Genomic DNA, 14818 nt, shown 5'->3' with positions numbered 1-14818 from the left:
AATCTTGGCCTCCGTTCACCCCGAGCGGAGTTTGGTCCTATAAAAAATGATTTCCGGACTATTCCTTAGGAAACAACCGTCTGACTTCTGGTAAAACTGGAAGTAGCGGGCGCCATACCCACGGATGGGTCGATGTTGTTGCCCGCTACTTTTGCTATTGTGGCCATCAGCGCCAGATGATGGGTCAAATGACTACTGGCAAAAATCAACTCTCTTGCCAGACTCGATTTCAATCTCACACTGCTGTTTTCTGACAAGAGAACTTCTGTTTTCATCTCGACCTCAACCGCCAGATCATCGGCTTTCAATGCCTGAAGCCATTGCTGTAAATCCTTCAACTCGGCCAGGCCGGCATTCTTTTCATGCTCCAGCAACAAGCCTCGACGTCTGAGGTCATAGTCCACCGCCCCCTCTACTGCAGGTGATCGGATAGCCTCATATAGATCCAGAACATGACGCAGATGCTGACCTATTGTACTTTGAAACAGCTCTGAGTCTCTGAACCGATAGTCCTCTGAACTCAGGCCTGAAACAAAACCCATTAACTGCTCAACCGCTTCCTGATTACCCTCAAGTATCAATTCAAAATCAGCATGCATGATACGAATCCCCTTTCGCTTCAATTGCTTTTATTCTTTTGCCCGCTCTGACTGTCGAAGACCGGGTCTGCCAGCTATAGCGGAAATAAATCAAAACCAGAATCGATGAAACAAAATACACAGTCTGAAGTGCTTCTAAAGGAGGCTGCCCAGAATTCAGAAGCAAAGCTGTAACACCGAACAAAACAGCCACACCTAATTGCGAGCAATAACTCTTCAGCAAAAGGTAGGCATGAGTAGTCGTTTTATCGGCACGATCAAAGAACACTTTGTTAAATGCCAGTCGAAACAGGCTGGTCAGGAAAGCGACCACCAGAATGACGGCATACTGAAATTGAGTTGAGTGAGCTTCATCCACGAGGCCCCTCAGCAGCCAGCTGAATGCATAGAGAATAATGGCCACCCGAAAAAGTCGTATAGCCACCGTGCGGTCAATAAATGTCTGTACCAGTTTGAACAGAGCAGCGACGGCAATCGCCAGAACCACCATCATCCCTCCCAGCTCAAGCAGACTTTCTCTGTTGATAAAATAGAGCGAGAGGGTCCAGAAATAACTTTCCAGGAACAGAAACAGGCCGTCCGCAAAAAAAACTCCACGAGAACCGAAGCCATCACGAAACCGAAGAACTTCTGAAAAGCGGACAACAGGGGCAGAAAACGCTGCGTTGATTTCGACAGCCACCTTGCTTCTATAAGTTTGAGCCATACCTGCCGCAGATATCAGTGCGCTAATAACAAACAGAATTGTGTAACTGGCCTGCTCTAAGAGAAAAGCCCCCGCTACAATGCCCACTTTAAGCATCACTGCGACTAATATCTGGAAGTTGCCAAAGTGTTGACCTGAATTCCGGCTATGGCTGATAGACTTGAACAACAGTCGTTGCGCCATCCAGTAAAAGCAACCATAAACGCCATTCAGAATGGCCAGCAGCAGGAGACCGGTGAGTCCATTGTCTGCTAGCTGTTGAAAGAAAAATAATCCGGCAACCAGCAACACCTCTGTCAAAAACGAGGCCCTTACCACCCAGATGCGGCCTTTTCCAGATCTCAGGTACTCCCAAACCATCAGGGTAAAGAAGTAAGCAATGCCGGACAGGGCAATAAACACTGCGATTTCGGTCAGTGAATAACCCTGTTGCCACAACAAAGTCGGCAGGAAGAATGGCAACAACCCGACCAGAAATGCATGAATACCTGAGAACTGAAAAAAGTAATGCACTGCTATCGCTCCCGCCTCAGAAAATATCAGCCTGGGCGACCTGGAGTTTGTCCAGCTCTTCAAACACCCCGGAGATATCTTCTTTTTTGCCATATCGGGGGTAGTCGTGCATTTTCACGTAGGGACGGGAATTCACTTCCAGAAGAATACATTTCTGATCTTCATGACTGTGCTCTATACCTTTTTCCAGGATGACATCGATACCGAGAATATTGGCATCAAAGGTATCCAGCACCTTTTCCATCAACCGTATATTCTCTTTAGCCACCTTATTAACCGGGATGGTTTCAATCACACCACCGGGTGCCAGAGCAATCCTATGAAACAATTTTACCTGCTCTCGCTCTGCTGGCACTGAGCTCAAGTCATACCCCTGTTTCGCCAAATACTTTTGGGTCTGCTCACTTTTCTGAAGAGGATACATGCAGTCCAACAGCCCCATTTCTTTACGAATAGCGTTTTCCTGATCAATGAGGGAGCTAATCGATTCCTGGCCATTGCCAGTTACAAATGGCGCAAAGCGCTGAATCACTGATACTACTTTTCCATTGGCGACCAGTACCCGGTAGTTTTTACCTTCAAGATACTCCTCTACCACACTGGATGGCCACCAGATTTTGGCCAGCAGAGCCGCTTTCCATAATTCCCGAAAGTTACGAATAGGAAAATAACTGCCTCTTGAAAAGCCCCCTACATTGGGCTTAACCACCAGAGGAAAGCCATGCTGTTTGGCAAAACGAATGGCATTCAATGGATTGATGAAGATTTCACCCTGGGCATGAGGAATATCATTATTGCTGAAGGCGGACCTTGCCTGAGCTTTTGAGCGACAACTCTTGCGTACTTCCAGTGAGTTGTACTGAGTGCAGCCATTCATGAACTTCTGACTGATGAAACTGTAGACCGCTTTCTTAATGAACTTCACAGTACCATCTCCTCTTCTGGCTTGGCTGACAGTTTCTTTAAATTCAGTCGGTTGAGAACTAACAACTTTCTGAAAAAAATGGACTTCCGTTTCTGGGTTGAAGGGATTTCACCGGTCACTTCTGCTAACTGACGGGTCAGCCCTACTACCCACTTCAACTTTTCGAGCGTTCCAAGATTTTTGCTTAACAGCACCAGGGGCATGGGGAGGAACAGGTTAACTTCAAATATTTTGAACGTCCCTTGGGCCAGCGCTTCAATATTGTCTGCTCTGATACCATAACGAGCTATTCGGAAGTTTCCTGCCTGACTCAGATGCCCGCCAAGTGTGTCCATTTGCTCCTTGCTCAGTTCAGAGGTTTTATCCAGATAAAAAGTTTCCCTGTTGTAGATGCCATTCACTGGATGTGAGTCATTACTGGTATTCATCACTTGTGTCACAGACAGTGTTTTAAAGCCGTTTGTTGAATCCAGAGAACGAATCACGAACACCTCAAACTCTCTTTTCTCCTGCGCACTCTCCTGTATTAAATAGGGCACACTTTCCTGACTGCGATTCGCTCTTGCGGCTTCCAGCTGAATCTCATTATCGATTCTTATGACACCGGCAGAGTTTTGCCCCCACTCTGGTTTCAGAAAAACCGGGTAATGCTCTGGCCTTATGTCATCGGTATCCAGGTATTGCTTTAAACGCCACCGCCTGGGAATCGACTGATCCATATCAAGTTTGGAATAGAGCCCCTTATCATCATTGAAGTAGTCAGCATTCAATTGAAAAAACTGCCAGGGCTTCACTCTTTGTTTTAAGGCCTGCCAGATAAACCCCAGAACCAGTAATGAACGAATAATCATAATGACCACATCCTAATGTAGCTGTCCTGAAGGCGTTATAGGGCGGCTCTCGCCTGCCTTTCTTCATTCAGCAGTGAGAAGTTCGCAACGGCCATCACCAGACCCAATACCAAAATGGATACGGCAGCATAAAACAGGGAACCACCGTCACTCTGTCCCTGGTGCAGAACTTCAATACCCAAAGGTGTAGCTAGATGGAAGAACACTGCGCCCAGCATCACTCCTGATGCCGCAAAGCCTCCAACACAATGAATGAGGCTCTGAGTCATTCTCCCTGAAGATCCAGCGACTTTATTCTTGACAAATAAAGCAACAGGCGACAGCAGAAGTATTGATATAAGTAGCTCGGACGTACCTACCGCATAAGCACCATATTGGATAAACCACTCTCCAATTGACTGACCAAGCACTCCCTGCATCCATTGACCAATCGTTCCGAAGATATGCTGGGTATCGGGATGGCCAGTGAATTTGTAAGGCAATGACGATAGAAAGACTTTGACGATCCAGAGTGTGGTTAACCAGCTGAATACTTGTATGATTTGTTTTTTCATGATCAAGGTTTCCAGACACCGGTTAGCGCGAACTCTAACCAACCAGTGTCGTGAGAACAATTTACTAGTAAATTATTATCAGGTTTTTTACTTCAGGACGTTGGGCCAGTTGTTATCAGCATCTTTAATAAGATTCACTTTATCTTTGGCCCATTCTTTCTGAATGGAGGCATTGTAATTCATATAGAGCTTGCCATCTTCAATGGTCCATTGATGAGGGTCAGCACTGGCCGTATCGCCTTTAGCTACTGCCCAGGCACAATAGCCACCGTATTGAGGTGCATATTTTTCGGGGTTATCCAGAAACAGTTTTTTATGCTCTGCACTGTTGAAGTACCAGGTAGCCTCTTTATAACGGGTAGTGAACTTATCTGAACCTTTTACGGGCTTACCTTCAGTGAAGTAAGCCACCGGGTCATAGCCGCTAACAGCCTTGTCGCTAAAAAAACCGGTATAAACTTCATCTTCTGCCATAACCTGCACCGAGAACACCAGTGTCAGCATCATGATAAGCCTGGCCCATAGGCTCACAGGGAAAGAAAAACGGATCGGCCTGGTCATTTGTTTTGCCTCTTTAACATTCAAAAGTAATCGTCCTTATGACTGGATATACGACATGACAAATTAAATGGTTTCAGAAAAAAGGAATAAAAATAAAACACTACCAAAGTGTCATTTACTTTACATTTAGAGGGTTTATTGCCTGAAAAGCACTGATAAGGATCTGGCCAGTTGCTTTCGTAGATTCTGGCGAGTGGATTTTATCATCCTTCAAGGCAAAACGCCGAGCGCGTTGCCTTCGCCAGAACCAGAGCTGGGACGCAGAAGGATGGAAAAAGCCGCCGTCCAGATACTCGAAAACAACGGGTTAGTCTGGAAATCTCATAAAGTCCTGACTGGAGCGGCTTTATGAATTTTCCGGGTTGGTATGCAGGCTTTCAAGAAGCCTGCAAGATAGCTTGATAGACCTGCTTAGCCGTCACCATACGAGTCTGTTCAGGATTTTGTCCTGCCAGAAGTGCTACCGAAGACCGAGCCTGGTCAAAGGCCTTAACGGCATCCAGCAGGGTATTACCTTCCTCCAGGAAAATAACCTGCTTCGCCAACTCTCCAACGGTTTTTTCTGAGCTGCCATTAACCAGACAGCTAGTAATATGGCGGTACAGAACAATACCCACTACTTCACCAGCATTCACAACCAGGTAACGTTTATAAGAGTGCTTGCAGATAAACGCCTGGATGTCCTGCACTTTGGAATCAGAGGGGAGCCAAACCATTGGCCCGTCTTCTATTGTCAGGGCTGCCAGAGTCTTCTGATTCATTTTTAACGCTAACTCTGCCATTTTACGCTCTTCGCGTTCAATAACACCGGACTTATTGAAATGACGGATGATGCCCTTGAGCTCATCACGACTGGGTTCTTGAGCGTTTTCTATTCTGAACAACCTGACCCAGACCAATGTCATCTTCAATAATGGTCGAAGTACAAAACAGATAACACGAACAGAACGAGCAGAACGATTAAGTACCGACTCAGCCATTTGAACGGCAAAAAGTTTGGGCAGAATTTTGGCAAACACCAACATGCAGTAGGTTAACAAGGCCGTAAATACAGCCAGGCCAGCATCATTAAAATGCCTTGCGGCAATAGCGCCAATCAGAGAGCTACCGGCAATACTGATAAAAGTGATCAGCATCACCATAGAAGATAAATGAGCTTCCTTATGTTTGATGACATACTTGATATCAGCTTTGTTTACGGGCTTGTTTCTGAGAATAGTTGCCAGTCTGAGGTCATCAACATATATGATGGCAGATTCAATAATCGAGAGAATGGCTGTAACGGCAACAATCAGACAGGCGACAGCAACAACCAGAAGCATTCTTGCTCCTCCATTTTTTCATCAGTGGGAATACTCTTTTATCGGTCACCTCACCCATAAGTTTAAATTAAGCTTTTATGACGCATGGCTTAACTTTAAATAGAAGTATTCAATAAAAGCCTTTCTTTACGAAAGCAACATTGGAAATGTACTTTCCTTTTTTCTTGACACGGAAAAGAGTCACAGTACCAATGAAATGATCCTGATCTGGAGAAAAAGCCAATTCAATTCTTCCATTCATACCTTCAGGTATGGACTGGTGCCCTTGCCATTGGTAGGTTAAATAGCCGTATTGCCCACTTTTATTACAGTTCATTAATTGTTTCTGCTGGTTGAATTCTGGCTTAATCAACACCAGAAAGACTTCATCCTTAACCCGGTCCGTAATCGTCAGCATTGCAATGGTAGAGTCATCCCGGTTCGTGATATCTAAAGACAAATCAAGGTGATCAGAGACTGCATTATCAAAACGGCCTTCTTTATTTACGGTACATTCAAACTCAGCAAAACTATTGAAACTGAACACCAGACAGGACAAAGCTACGAACTTCAAGACACTACACACCAAGGATTGAGAAGAAAGTCCCTTTCTCATTATGGTCTCCATTTTTTATTTTTATTTTAGAACCATATTTCTATCCTAAGTCTCATTTACGCTAAAAAACAACTAGTTTTTCTCATAATGCCGCTTTGAAGGAGGCCGGGATTGATAGCTTTTACTGACATATTCCGGTTCTTTTATCCCCAGCCTACCATTGATAACCACCGTCAAACGGAAGAATAGATTGCAAAGCATATTGGCAAACCGGTGCAGTTCATCAGGTACTTCTATTCCTTTAGCATCCACAGCAACCATAGCTCTAATCGCTTTTTTGGCCTGTGAACGGCAAGAGTGAAGCAGCTGGACCGGTCTTGGCCCTCTGGGTAACACAAACCCTTTAATACGACCTGCAATCTCTTCCTGGTAACGATCAAAGTAGCCCGCCAACCATTCGATATCTTTCTCGAATATTGCCTGCTTACCTCGAATAGAAGCGTTCAGATTGAAAATCTTGGGTTGCAACAGAGACAAAAAATCATAAATGTCCTGAAAGCGTTCATCGCCTTCCAGCTCATAGATAGCCCCACCCAGCGTCGTGCACATTTCATCGGTAATGATTTCATGATCACAAAGAGGTGAAGATTCGTAGATAAAGGGATAACAGAGTTCTCTGATATCCTTGGATTTTTTAAGGGTCATGAGTAAACCTTAATATTAGTTCTCACAGAGTCTAGGACATCGAGAAATGTTGGCTCCCATGCTCCTGCGTGTGAACACATATGGATTAGTAATTCGGTGTATGCATTCCCACGGAGAACCGTGGGAATGATCGTTCAATTTTTGAAAAAAAACAGAGCCCTGTGAAAATGAGTTTAAAGCACAGGAGCAGAACCTAAAGCCTCTTTATATTTCGGGTGTCCATGTAAAAGTAACAAACACACCTGAAGGCTCTCCTCGGTAGCCATATACTGCCTGATACTCCTTATCAAACAGGTTGACAACTTTCAGACCAGCTTTTAACTCAGGGGCCACATCAACACTCATTCTCAAATCCACAGTACCAAAGCCTGCAACCTCGACTTGATTCGCTGCATCTTTATAAGACTTTCCTTGCGCCCTGAATGTAGCTCCCAAGCCGAGTCGATTAAACTGCTTATCCACATCCAATCTGAAGAGTTGCTTAGCTCTGTAAATCAGTACTTTACCTTTATCTGTAGCAGTACGATTCTCTGGATCAAGAAGAGAAAGGCTGGAATTTAAATCCCAGCCAAGGGTCTGGGTTTGAATGGTAAATTCAACACCTCTGATTCTTGCTTTTTCAACATTTTGTGATTGATTCACATTAGTGTCATAGATAATCATGTCATCCATGTTATTTTGGAAAGCTGAGAGTCCCCAGTTGTAATCTGCCAGCTTACCTTTCAAAGCTGCTTCATAGTTCTCAGACTTTTCTGGTTTAAGCTTTGAGTTGCCTCCAAATGGATAATAAAGATCTGACAGTGTGGGTGCTCTGAATGCCTTTCCATAAGAGAGGATTAGTCTCAACTCGCTAGCGATGTCATAGCCCAGGGAGGCTCCTCCTGTTGTATTCGAACCATAGGCTTCATTTTTATCATTTCTTAAACTGAGCTCCAGATCACTGTTACCAAGATATGATGTATTTTGAACAAAGACACCGGTATTATCTCTGGAGTCATCTTTGTAGTCAGTACTTCCATCATACTGATCCTTGCTGTAATCCACGCCAGCTATCAAATATTGAGACTCGTGCCATGCGATATCATTTTTCCAGCTGATAGAGTAACGCTTGTTATTCGAAAAATAATCGTCGGATGACTCACCTGTACTATTATCGATGACATTACCTCTTGATAACTCTTCCATATAACCTGCATCGACCCTTGTAGACCATGCTTCTGTTACTGGAATAGAGGTATAGACACTCGCATTGGCTATACGGAAAATATTATAAGGTTGTGTTGTATAGTCCACAGCAGGGTAATTATTATCATACTCAGACTTACCTTCGGCATGTGAGAATGCTCCCCCTACTTCCAGACCGTTAGAAAAATGCTTTGATACGCTACCAAACACAGATTTGTTTCTGTAGGCATCTTTATCGCCATCTCCATCCTTCAATTCCAGAGTATTATCATACCCCCCTGTCTCATAAAGGTTGGCTCCCAGATTGTATCGAACATCAGTACTGCTACCACTGAAATTGATGCCATACTCACCTGTATTTCTCGACCCTGTTCCAACTTTGAGGCTCAGCTTAGGCTTCTGAGTCCCTTTTCGGGTAAAAATTTGAATAACACCACCAATGGCATCGGCTCCATAAAGACTAGAACGCGGACCGCGAACGATTTCAATACGCTCAATCTGGCTAGGATCAATATACTGCAAAGGGGCACTACCACTGCTGGGAGCATTGACTTTCATTCCATCAATCAACACCAGAGTTTGAGGAGTACTTGTTCCACGCAGATATACATTTGGAAGACTCCCCGCCCCACCATAAGTTGAAATCTGCATGCTGGGTGTTTTGCTCAATAACTCTGGTACACTCGTCGCCTGGCTCCGCTCAATATCTTCTCGGGTAATAACAGTAACGGGTGCCAGAGCTTCATCAACGGACTGCGCGGTTCTTGAAGCGGTTACTACCACCTCTTCCAATTCAGTAGCTTCATTAGCCTGAATTGTACCCGCCAGACTTGCAGTTGCCAGTGCAACTGCAATATGCAGCTTATGAGACATGTGATTATTCCTTATGTGTGTTTTTTAGCGTTTTTGAAGCTTTGACTAGGCTTTCTTTTCTAACGCTTTCGAGTTGTTGACAGAGAATGACAGCCGCGTCCAGTGCCCTTGGCGTCGGCCTTGAGATCAGATTTCCATTGATGGTAAACAGATGACCTTCCTTGACCGCCTTCAGATTTTTCCATTTCGCCCAGCGCTGCTCGATGGTCTTTCCATCTTTCAGATTATCTGAGCTGACAATAACCTCGGGGTTCATCCCCAGCAGAGACTCCATGCTGACCTTTGGCACTCGACCGACAGCGTCTGCAAAGATATTTTTCCCTCCACACACTTCGATCACCTGCCCGATGATCAACTCTCTACTGGTAGTCATCAGAGGCTTGCTCCAGACTTCATAGAATACGGTGACAGGTTTCTGGGGTTGGTATTGCAGCTTGATAGACTGATAACGTTTATCAACGTCATCTGCCGCTTTGTTTGCAACCTTTTCGGTGCCGAAAAAAAGACCTAAACGGCGTAAAACAGACGAAATATCCTTGAAAGAGATGGGGTCAATATAGAAAACCCTAATGCCAATGGATTCCAGTTTGGCTGTTGCCTTGGGATTGTTACCACCAGCCCATGCAATCACTGCATCGGGCTTTAATGCAGCAATAGCTTCTATGTTGATATTAGGAAAGCCGCCGATATGCTCAACACTTTTCACTTCAGGCGGGTAGTCGCTGTGATCATCAGCAGCAATAACCCTGGAGCCAGCACCTGACGCATAGATCAGTTCAGTACTACCAGGTGACAGGCTAATAATGCGTTTCAAAGGTTCTTCAAGACATACCTGTCGTGACTTATCATCTGTAACACAGACTTGCTGTGCATAAGTCGAACTACAGTATGAGAGCAGTGCAAACAAAAAGAGGGAAAAGTGTTTCATGTATTTCCTGAGATAAGTAATATTTCTCAGGGCAGTAGACGGCAGGCTAGGTTTACCCAGCTGTAGAGAGAATCATTAGATTTTCCCAACCGCCAGGTAACCCGCCCGGTTTGGAGGCAGACAAAGATAAAATGGTCATACATGAAATTCATGCCTCCCATTTATACCCGTTGATATTGGAAATTTGAGTAAACGGTAAACCTGAAAGGCTCCATTAATCTCGCCCTGCGGTTGATTGCGGTGAAGCATTGCAGCCAGCAAACTCAAAATTTCAATGGTAATGGGTATATCTCTGTCAAACTCCTTTGGTTGCATTACATAAGGCAGGTCTCCTGGCTCCGGTGTCATCGTGACTTCTCCACCTTCCCAAACCGGTTAAGTTCAGTGGTGCTGTAGAGAAGCACTCCTCCGTCACAGTTGCGGGCACAGCCGGGTTTTAAACCCCGTTCCCTGTCTGGCAGATCAAATTTACCAGACCTACAGATTCATACTGGTGCAGCTTATTCTGTAGAACCTTTGTAAAGAGGCAGGCATATTAACTGAACTTTATTTTTAAATCATCATTAAAACCGGCTTATCAGAGAGAGCACAGATAATCACTCATTTTTCTTAGTTGGAGATGCCACCCAAAGCACCTCACCTTCATTCTTACGGGCACAATGACGACAGAGAACGTACATCAGATCAGACAAACGATTCAGGTAAGTCAATAACGGGCTGTTAATTTCAACTCCGGTTTCTCTCAAACGGATCACGGCTCTCTCTGCTCTTCTGGAAACTGTGCGAGCGACGTGGCAATGACTGGCTGTAGTACCACCACCTGGTAGCGTAAAGTTTTTCAAAGGTGGTAATGGTTCATTTAACTCATCAATCAATGTCTCCAGGTCGGTCGTATGATCATCACGGATGATCTGATACCCCGGCATAGCCAGCTCTCCGCCCACATCAAACAGCCTATGCTGAATATCAGCCACCTGATTGAGCTGCTCTTCTGTCAAGTCACCACTGGGCTTCAGAACATTCAGCATCATCCCCATCCAGCTGTTCAGTTCATCAACAGTGCCTATCGCTTCAATTCTCAGGTCACTCTTGGAGAGAACCTGTCCTCCTCCAATACGTGTCGTACCTTTATCACCAGTACGGGTGTAGATTTTGGTCAGGCGGTAGCCTTTTCGTTCTTCAGTCATATTAGTTAACCTTGTTACAATAAAAATACCGCTTTAGTGCCCTACAATTTTTTTGTTGCGAACCAAGCAGCATAGAAATGTTAAAGAGTAGCTCTGACTATGAGCCTCATGACCTCAGCCAGTAGTTTTCTAGACCATACCTGAGTGATCAGTCAGGCATGGTCTTTCAATATATGAGGAAGCCCTGCCACAGTCAGAATTACGGTCTGGGAAAGTGCTGCAACATCCTGATGAAGCCTTCCCGACTCATCACAGAAGCGCCTAGTCAGCTCTCCCATTGGCACAATACCCATTCCCACTTCATTCGACACCAGAATGATCTTACCTTCCAAGGTGGTAAGCCCTTCCAAAAAGCACGCTCGTTCTCTAGCAAATAATTCTTCATCGCTATGACACAGTAGATTAGTCATCCAGAGCGTAAGACAATCCACGAGTATACAGCGATCCTCACGAGCGTATTCCCGAAGAACACTGCCTAATGCCAGAGGCTCTTCAACCAGTTGCCAGTATTCTGGGCGCTGACGACGGTGGTGCGATATCCGCTCCGACATTTCTTCATCACCGTCTGTAGCAGTAGCAATATAAATAACCTCCAGACCTGATTCCTGAGCCTTTTTCTCAGCTAAACGACTCTTGCCTGATCGGGCTCCTCCCAATATGAATTCAATCATGGAAATATTCCCTATACCGTTACACCAGCTTCAGCAAAGCTGGCCATATCATTAAAGAATTTACAGGATGCCCTCACCAGTGGCAGAGCCAGAGCCGCACCCGTACCTTCTCCTAGTCTCATCCCCAGATTCAGCAATGGAGTAGCATCCAGTTCAGCTAAAACGGATTCGTGGCCCAGCTCATCGGATTGATGACAGAACACCAGATAATCTCTTGCTTCAGGGTACATTCTAACGGCCAGTAAAGCCGCTATAGAGGCAATAAAACCATCGATCAAAACGATTATTTTTTCCTGAGCCCCCTGAAGTATTCCTCCAGTCATCTGGGCAATTTCAAAACCACCGACTGCAGCAAGAATGCCTAGTGGCGTCTCGATAGAACCTTTATGCAGCTCCAGTGAATTGGCGATAAGTTGTCGTTTTGTTTGCAACTGCTGATCATCAATACCAGTACCTCGCCCAACACATTGTTCTACTGGCAGCTTGAGCAAGGCACACATCATGGCTGCTGCTGCAGAGGTATTCCCGATCCCCATTTCACCCAATGCTACCGTGTTGCAGCCCTGATTGATCAACGCCTGAACCTGGCTGGCACCCAGCCCTATACCTTTTTCTGCCGTTGCCACAGACATAGCCTGAGTCAGGCTAAAATCTGACGTCCCCTGCCCTAAACTCTGATTGATCAAATTTGGTTCATTTACCAGCTTCTTCTTCATACCAGCGTCAATTACTTTCAGTTCCATATCCACAGACTCACAGAAGCAGTTGATTGCAGCCCCTCCTGCCAGAAAGTTAGACACCATTTGAGTTGTCACATCACTGGAAGCAATACTGACACCACGTTCAGCTATACCATGGTCTGAGGCAAAGACTAGTGCAGTAGGCTTAGTGACCTCTATGTGGATAGAGCTCTGAATCAGCGCAACCTGTAAGGCAAGTTGCTCCAGCTGGCCTAATGCTCCGGGTGGTTTTGTCTTATTGTTGATAATATTCTGAATATCTTTCTGAGTTTCGCGATTCACACGATGAATATCAAAGTTCATGACACTGGTCATAGTTAGTATCCATTGAAAAAGTAAGAGAAAATAATACGAAACGGATATGAGCAGAAAATGGAGACATCATCTGCTCACCTTTACAGGAGCTCTGACTGCTTGCAGGCAGAATGACAGGTACTTGACTTAGAGTTCGGCAACCTCAGAACCCACTTCAAACATTACGCCCATTATTCGACTCATATCCATCGAGTCTTCAATAGCATCAGCCATTCGATCTATACCTTCCTCACGAATTGAGTTGTAGTCAGACACTATCACCTGTTCTAACCCAGCCCATTCCAAAATACTTTTACAGGCATCAGGGTGATCAAATATCCCATGAAGGTAGCTTCCCAATATTTGTCCATCTTCTGATATAGCCCCATCGTTATGTTCTTCTAAAGAAACAATCGAATTTTCCAGTGCCTGGCCTTTAGTGTTTCCAGCATGAATCTCATAACCGGTGATACCCACCTGCTCCTGTCCAGGCAGTTTCAAAACCCCCTCTACTCGTCTTAGCTGCTTTTCAGGCTCCAACGTAGTTTCCAGGTCCAGAAGGTCGAAGCCCTGGCTACTGCCTGAAGGGCCTTCGACACCATCAGGATCATGAACAAAGCGACCCAGCATCTGGTATCCCCCACATATCCCCATCACTTTTCCACCAAAACGAAGGTGACGAAAGACATCCTGATCCCACTGATTGTCCCGAATAAACTCCAGATCTGAGCGAGTACTCTTACTTCCGGGCAATACAATCAAATCACAAGAGGGAAGACGTGTCCCCTGACGCACAAATGTTACGTCGACGGAAGGGTTTAATCTGAGAGCATCAAAATCAGTATGGTTACTCATTCGAGAGAGAACCGGTACAACGACCTTTAAGGTCTGTGTACCTGAGTCATTCAATTGCTGTTCTTCAATAGCGTCTTCTGCTTCCAGATGCAGACCATGTAGATAAGGTAAAACGCCTAAAACGGGCTTACCTGTCTTTTCTTCCAACCATTCTAGCCCTGACTCCAACAGTTTGATGTCACCCCTGAAGCGATTGATGACAAAACCTTTAACACGCTGCTGCTCTGATTCCGAAAGAAGAGCCAGTGTACCGAAGAGATGGGCAAACACTCCTCCACGATCAATGTCGGCCACTATGATGACAGGGCAGTCTGCTTTTTCCGCAAAACCCATATTAGCGACATCATTTTCACGAAGATTGATCTCGGCCGGACTCCCTGCCCCTTCAATAACCACCGCCTGATATTGGCTCTGAAGTCTGTCGTAGGATTCCATAATGGCATCCATGACCTTGGGTTTATAATCGTGATAGGTTACCGCATCCATATCTCTCAGAGCCTTGCCATGAACAATGACCTGAGCACCAATATCAGTATTAGGTTTAAGTAGTACTGGATTCATATCAGAGTGAGGCTCAAGACCACTGGCTTGAGCTTGTACTGCTTGTGCCCTGCCAATTTCCCCATTGTCTACCGTCACAGCACTATTCAGCGCCATGTTTTGAGGCTTGAAGGGGGCTACCGAAATCCCCCTACGACTAAGTAAACGACAGAGTCCGGCACAAATGACACTTTTTCCAGCATCAGAGGTCGTCCCTTGTACCATGATGGCTCTGGGTGCAATGCGCCTGTGAATGCTCATACTACATAGATTC

The 14818-nt window shown here is 45.2% G+C and carries 15 protein-coding genes and 1 riboswitch; all 15 genes read right to left on the bottom strand.

What is annotated here, in order from left to right; translation table 11 throughout:
- Positions 1-65: 65 nt before the first annotated feature.
- The 15 genes from GZ78_RS05580 to GZ78_RS05505 all read right to left on the bottom strand — a co-directional run bounded on the left by GZ78_RS05580 (position 66) and on the right by GZ78_RS05505 (position 14805).
- Entirely contained in the window at positions 66-599 is a 534-nt protein-coding gene (locus GZ78_RS05580; RefSeq protein WP_034833376.1) for a DinB family protein, read from the bottom strand.
- Positions 589-1818 carry an MFS transporter gene (locus GZ78_RS05575; protein WP_034833372.1) on the bottom strand — a complete coding sequence of 410 codons (1230 nt, stop codon included), beginning with the start codon at positions 1816-1818 and terminating at the stop codon, positions 589-591. Before GZ78_RS05575 ends, GZ78_RS05580 begins: the two co-directional genes overlap by 11 nt.
- Before the next feature lie 16 nt (positions 1819-1834).
- On the bottom strand, positions 1835-2743 hold the full coding sequence (locus tag GZ78_RS05570; protein WP_034833370.1) for a cyanophycin synthetase: 909 nt from the start codon (positions 2741-2743) through the stop codon (positions 1835-1837).
- Positions 2740-3594, bottom strand: a complete 855-nt coding sequence (locus tag GZ78_RS05565; RefSeq protein ID WP_051785851.1) for an ATP-grasp domain-containing protein — start codon at positions 3592-3594, stop codon at positions 2740-2742. The genes GZ78_RS05570 and GZ78_RS05565 overlap by 4 nt, the downstream gene beginning before the upstream one ends.
- 35 nt (positions 3595-3629) lie before the next feature.
- Positions 3630-4148 (bottom strand): ZIP family metal transporter, encoded by a 519-nt coding sequence (locus tag GZ78_RS05560; RefSeq protein ID WP_034833369.1) that lies wholly within the window; start codon positions 4146-4148, stop codon positions 3630-3632.
- Positions 4149-4235: 87 nt separating this feature from the next.
- Positions 4236-4709 (bottom strand): YHS domain-containing (seleno)protein, encoded by a 474-nt coding sequence (locus tag GZ78_RS05555; protein ID WP_051785849.1) that lies wholly within the window; start codon positions 4707-4709, stop codon positions 4236-4238.
- 377 nt (positions 4710-5086) lie between these two features.
- A complete protein-coding gene (locus GZ78_RS05550) occupies positions 5087-6031 on the bottom strand; it encodes a CNNM domain-containing protein (protein WP_034833368.1) in 945 nt (314 codons plus the stop codon).
- A 109-nt stretch (positions 6032-6140) separates the two neighbouring features.
- The gene (locus GZ78_RS05545) at positions 6141-6626 is read right to left on the bottom strand and encodes a hypothetical protein (protein WP_034833367.1); all 486 of its coding nucleotides are present in this window, start codon (positions 6624-6626) and stop codon (positions 6141-6143) included.
- Positions 6627-6698: 72 nt separating this feature from the next.
- The gene (locus tag GZ78_RS05540; protein WP_034833366.1) at positions 6699-7271 is read right to left on the bottom strand and encodes an adenosyltransferase; all 573 of its coding nucleotides are present in this window, start codon (positions 7269-7271) and stop codon (positions 6699-6701) included.
- A gap of 204 nt (positions 7272-7475) precedes the next feature.
- The gene (locus GZ78_RS05535) at positions 7476-9329 is read right to left on the bottom strand and encodes a TonB-dependent receptor domain-containing protein (RefSeq protein ID WP_051785848.1); all 1854 of its coding nucleotides are present in this window, start codon (positions 9327-9329) and stop codon (positions 7476-7478) included.
- A gap of 4 nt (positions 9330-9333) precedes the next feature.
- Positions 9334-10257 carry a cobalamin-binding protein gene (locus tag GZ78_RS05530; protein ID WP_051785847.1) on the bottom strand — a complete coding sequence of 308 codons (924 nt, stop codon included), beginning with the start codon at positions 10255-10257 and terminating at the stop codon, positions 9334-9336.
- 305 nt (positions 10258-10562) lie between these two features.
- Positions 10563-10753: riboswitch (cobalamin riboswitch) on the bottom strand.
- Between the two features lie 100 nt (positions 10754-10853).
- Complete coding sequence (locus GZ78_RS05520; RefSeq protein ID WP_034833364.1) at positions 10854-11444, bottom strand: cob(I)yrinic acid a,c-diamide adenosyltransferase; 591 nt, start codon at positions 11442-11444, stop codon at positions 10854-10856.
- Between the two features lie 152 nt (positions 11445-11596).
- Entirely contained in the window at positions 11597-12115 is a 519-nt protein-coding gene (gene cobU / locus GZ78_RS05515; protein ID WP_034833362.1) for a bifunctional adenosylcobinamide kinase/adenosylcobinamide-phosphate guanylyltransferase, read from the bottom strand.
- An 11-nt stretch (positions 12116-12126) separates the two neighbouring features.
- Complete coding sequence (gene cobT / locus GZ78_RS05510) at positions 12127-13170, bottom strand: nicotinate-nucleotide--dimethylbenzimidazole phosphoribosyltransferase (protein WP_201772655.1); 1044 nt, start codon at positions 13168-13170, stop codon at positions 12127-12129.
- A gap of 126 nt (positions 13171-13296) precedes the next feature.
- Positions 13297-14805 (bottom strand): cobyric acid synthase, encoded by a 1509-nt coding sequence (locus GZ78_RS05505; RefSeq protein WP_034833361.1) that lies wholly within the window; start codon positions 14803-14805, stop codon positions 13297-13299.
- Positions 14806-14818 lie beyond the last annotated feature (13 nt).

It is taken from the genome of Endozoicomonas numazuensis, from assembly GCF_000722635.1.
GTDB classification, from domain to species: domain Bacteria; phylum Pseudomonadota; class Gammaproteobacteria; order Pseudomonadales; family Endozoicomonadaceae; genus Endozoicomonas_A; species Endozoicomonas_A numazuensis.
This window is presented reverse-complemented; position numbering and strand designations above follow the sequence as displayed.

Bases quoted from the DNA above. Each gene is read 5' to 3' on its own strand.
- GZ78_RS05580 (WP_034833376.1), bottom strand. From the start codon at position 599: ATGCATGCTGATTTTGAATTGATACTTGAGGGTAATCAGGAAGCGGTT.
- cobU (WP_034833362.1), bottom strand. From the start codon at position 12,115: ATGATTGAATTCATATTGGGAGGAGCCCGATCAGGCAAGAGTCGTTTA.
- GZ78_RS05545 (WP_034833367.1), bottom strand. From the start codon at position 6,626: ATGAGAAAGGGACTTTCTTCTCAATCCTTGGTGTGTAGTGTCTTGAAG.
- GZ78_RS05535 (WP_051785848.1), bottom strand. From the start codon at position 9,329: ATGTCTCATAAGCTGCATATTGCAGTTGCACTGGCAACTGCAAGTCTG.
- GZ78_RS05540 (WP_034833366.1), bottom strand. From the start codon at position 7,271: ATGACCCTTAAAAAATCCAAGGATATCAGAGAACTCTGTTATCCCTTT.
- GZ78_RS05550 (WP_034833368.1), bottom strand. From the start codon at position 6,031: ATGCTTCTGGTTGTTGCTGTCGCCTGTCTGATTGTTGCCGTTACAGCC.
- GZ78_RS05555 (WP_051785849.1), bottom strand. From the start codon at position 4,709: ATGACCAGGCCGATCCGTTTTTCTTTCCCTGTGAGCCTATGGGCCAGG.
- GZ78_RS05530 (WP_051785847.1), bottom strand. From the start codon at position 10,257: ATGAAACACTTTTCCCTCTTTTTGTTTGCACTGCTCTCATACTGTAGT.
- GZ78_RS05565 (WP_051785851.1), bottom strand. From the start codon at position 3,594: ATGATTATTCGTTCATTACTGGTTCTGGGGTTTATCTGGCAGGCCTTA.
- GZ78_RS05520 (WP_034833364.1), bottom strand. From the start codon at position 11,444: ATGACTGAAGAACGAAAAGGCTACCGCCTGACCAAAATCTACACCCGT.
- cobT (WP_201772655.1), bottom strand. From the start codon at position 13,170: ATGACCAGTGTCATGAACTTTGATATTCATCGTGTGAATCGCGAAACT.
- GZ78_RS05560 (WP_034833369.1), bottom strand. From the start codon at position 4,148: ATGAAAAAACAAATCATACAAGTATTCAGCTGGTTAACCACACTCTGG.
- GZ78_RS05505 (WP_034833361.1), bottom strand. From the start codon at position 14,805: ATGAGCATTCACAGGCGCATTGCACCCAGAGCCATCATGGTACAAGGG.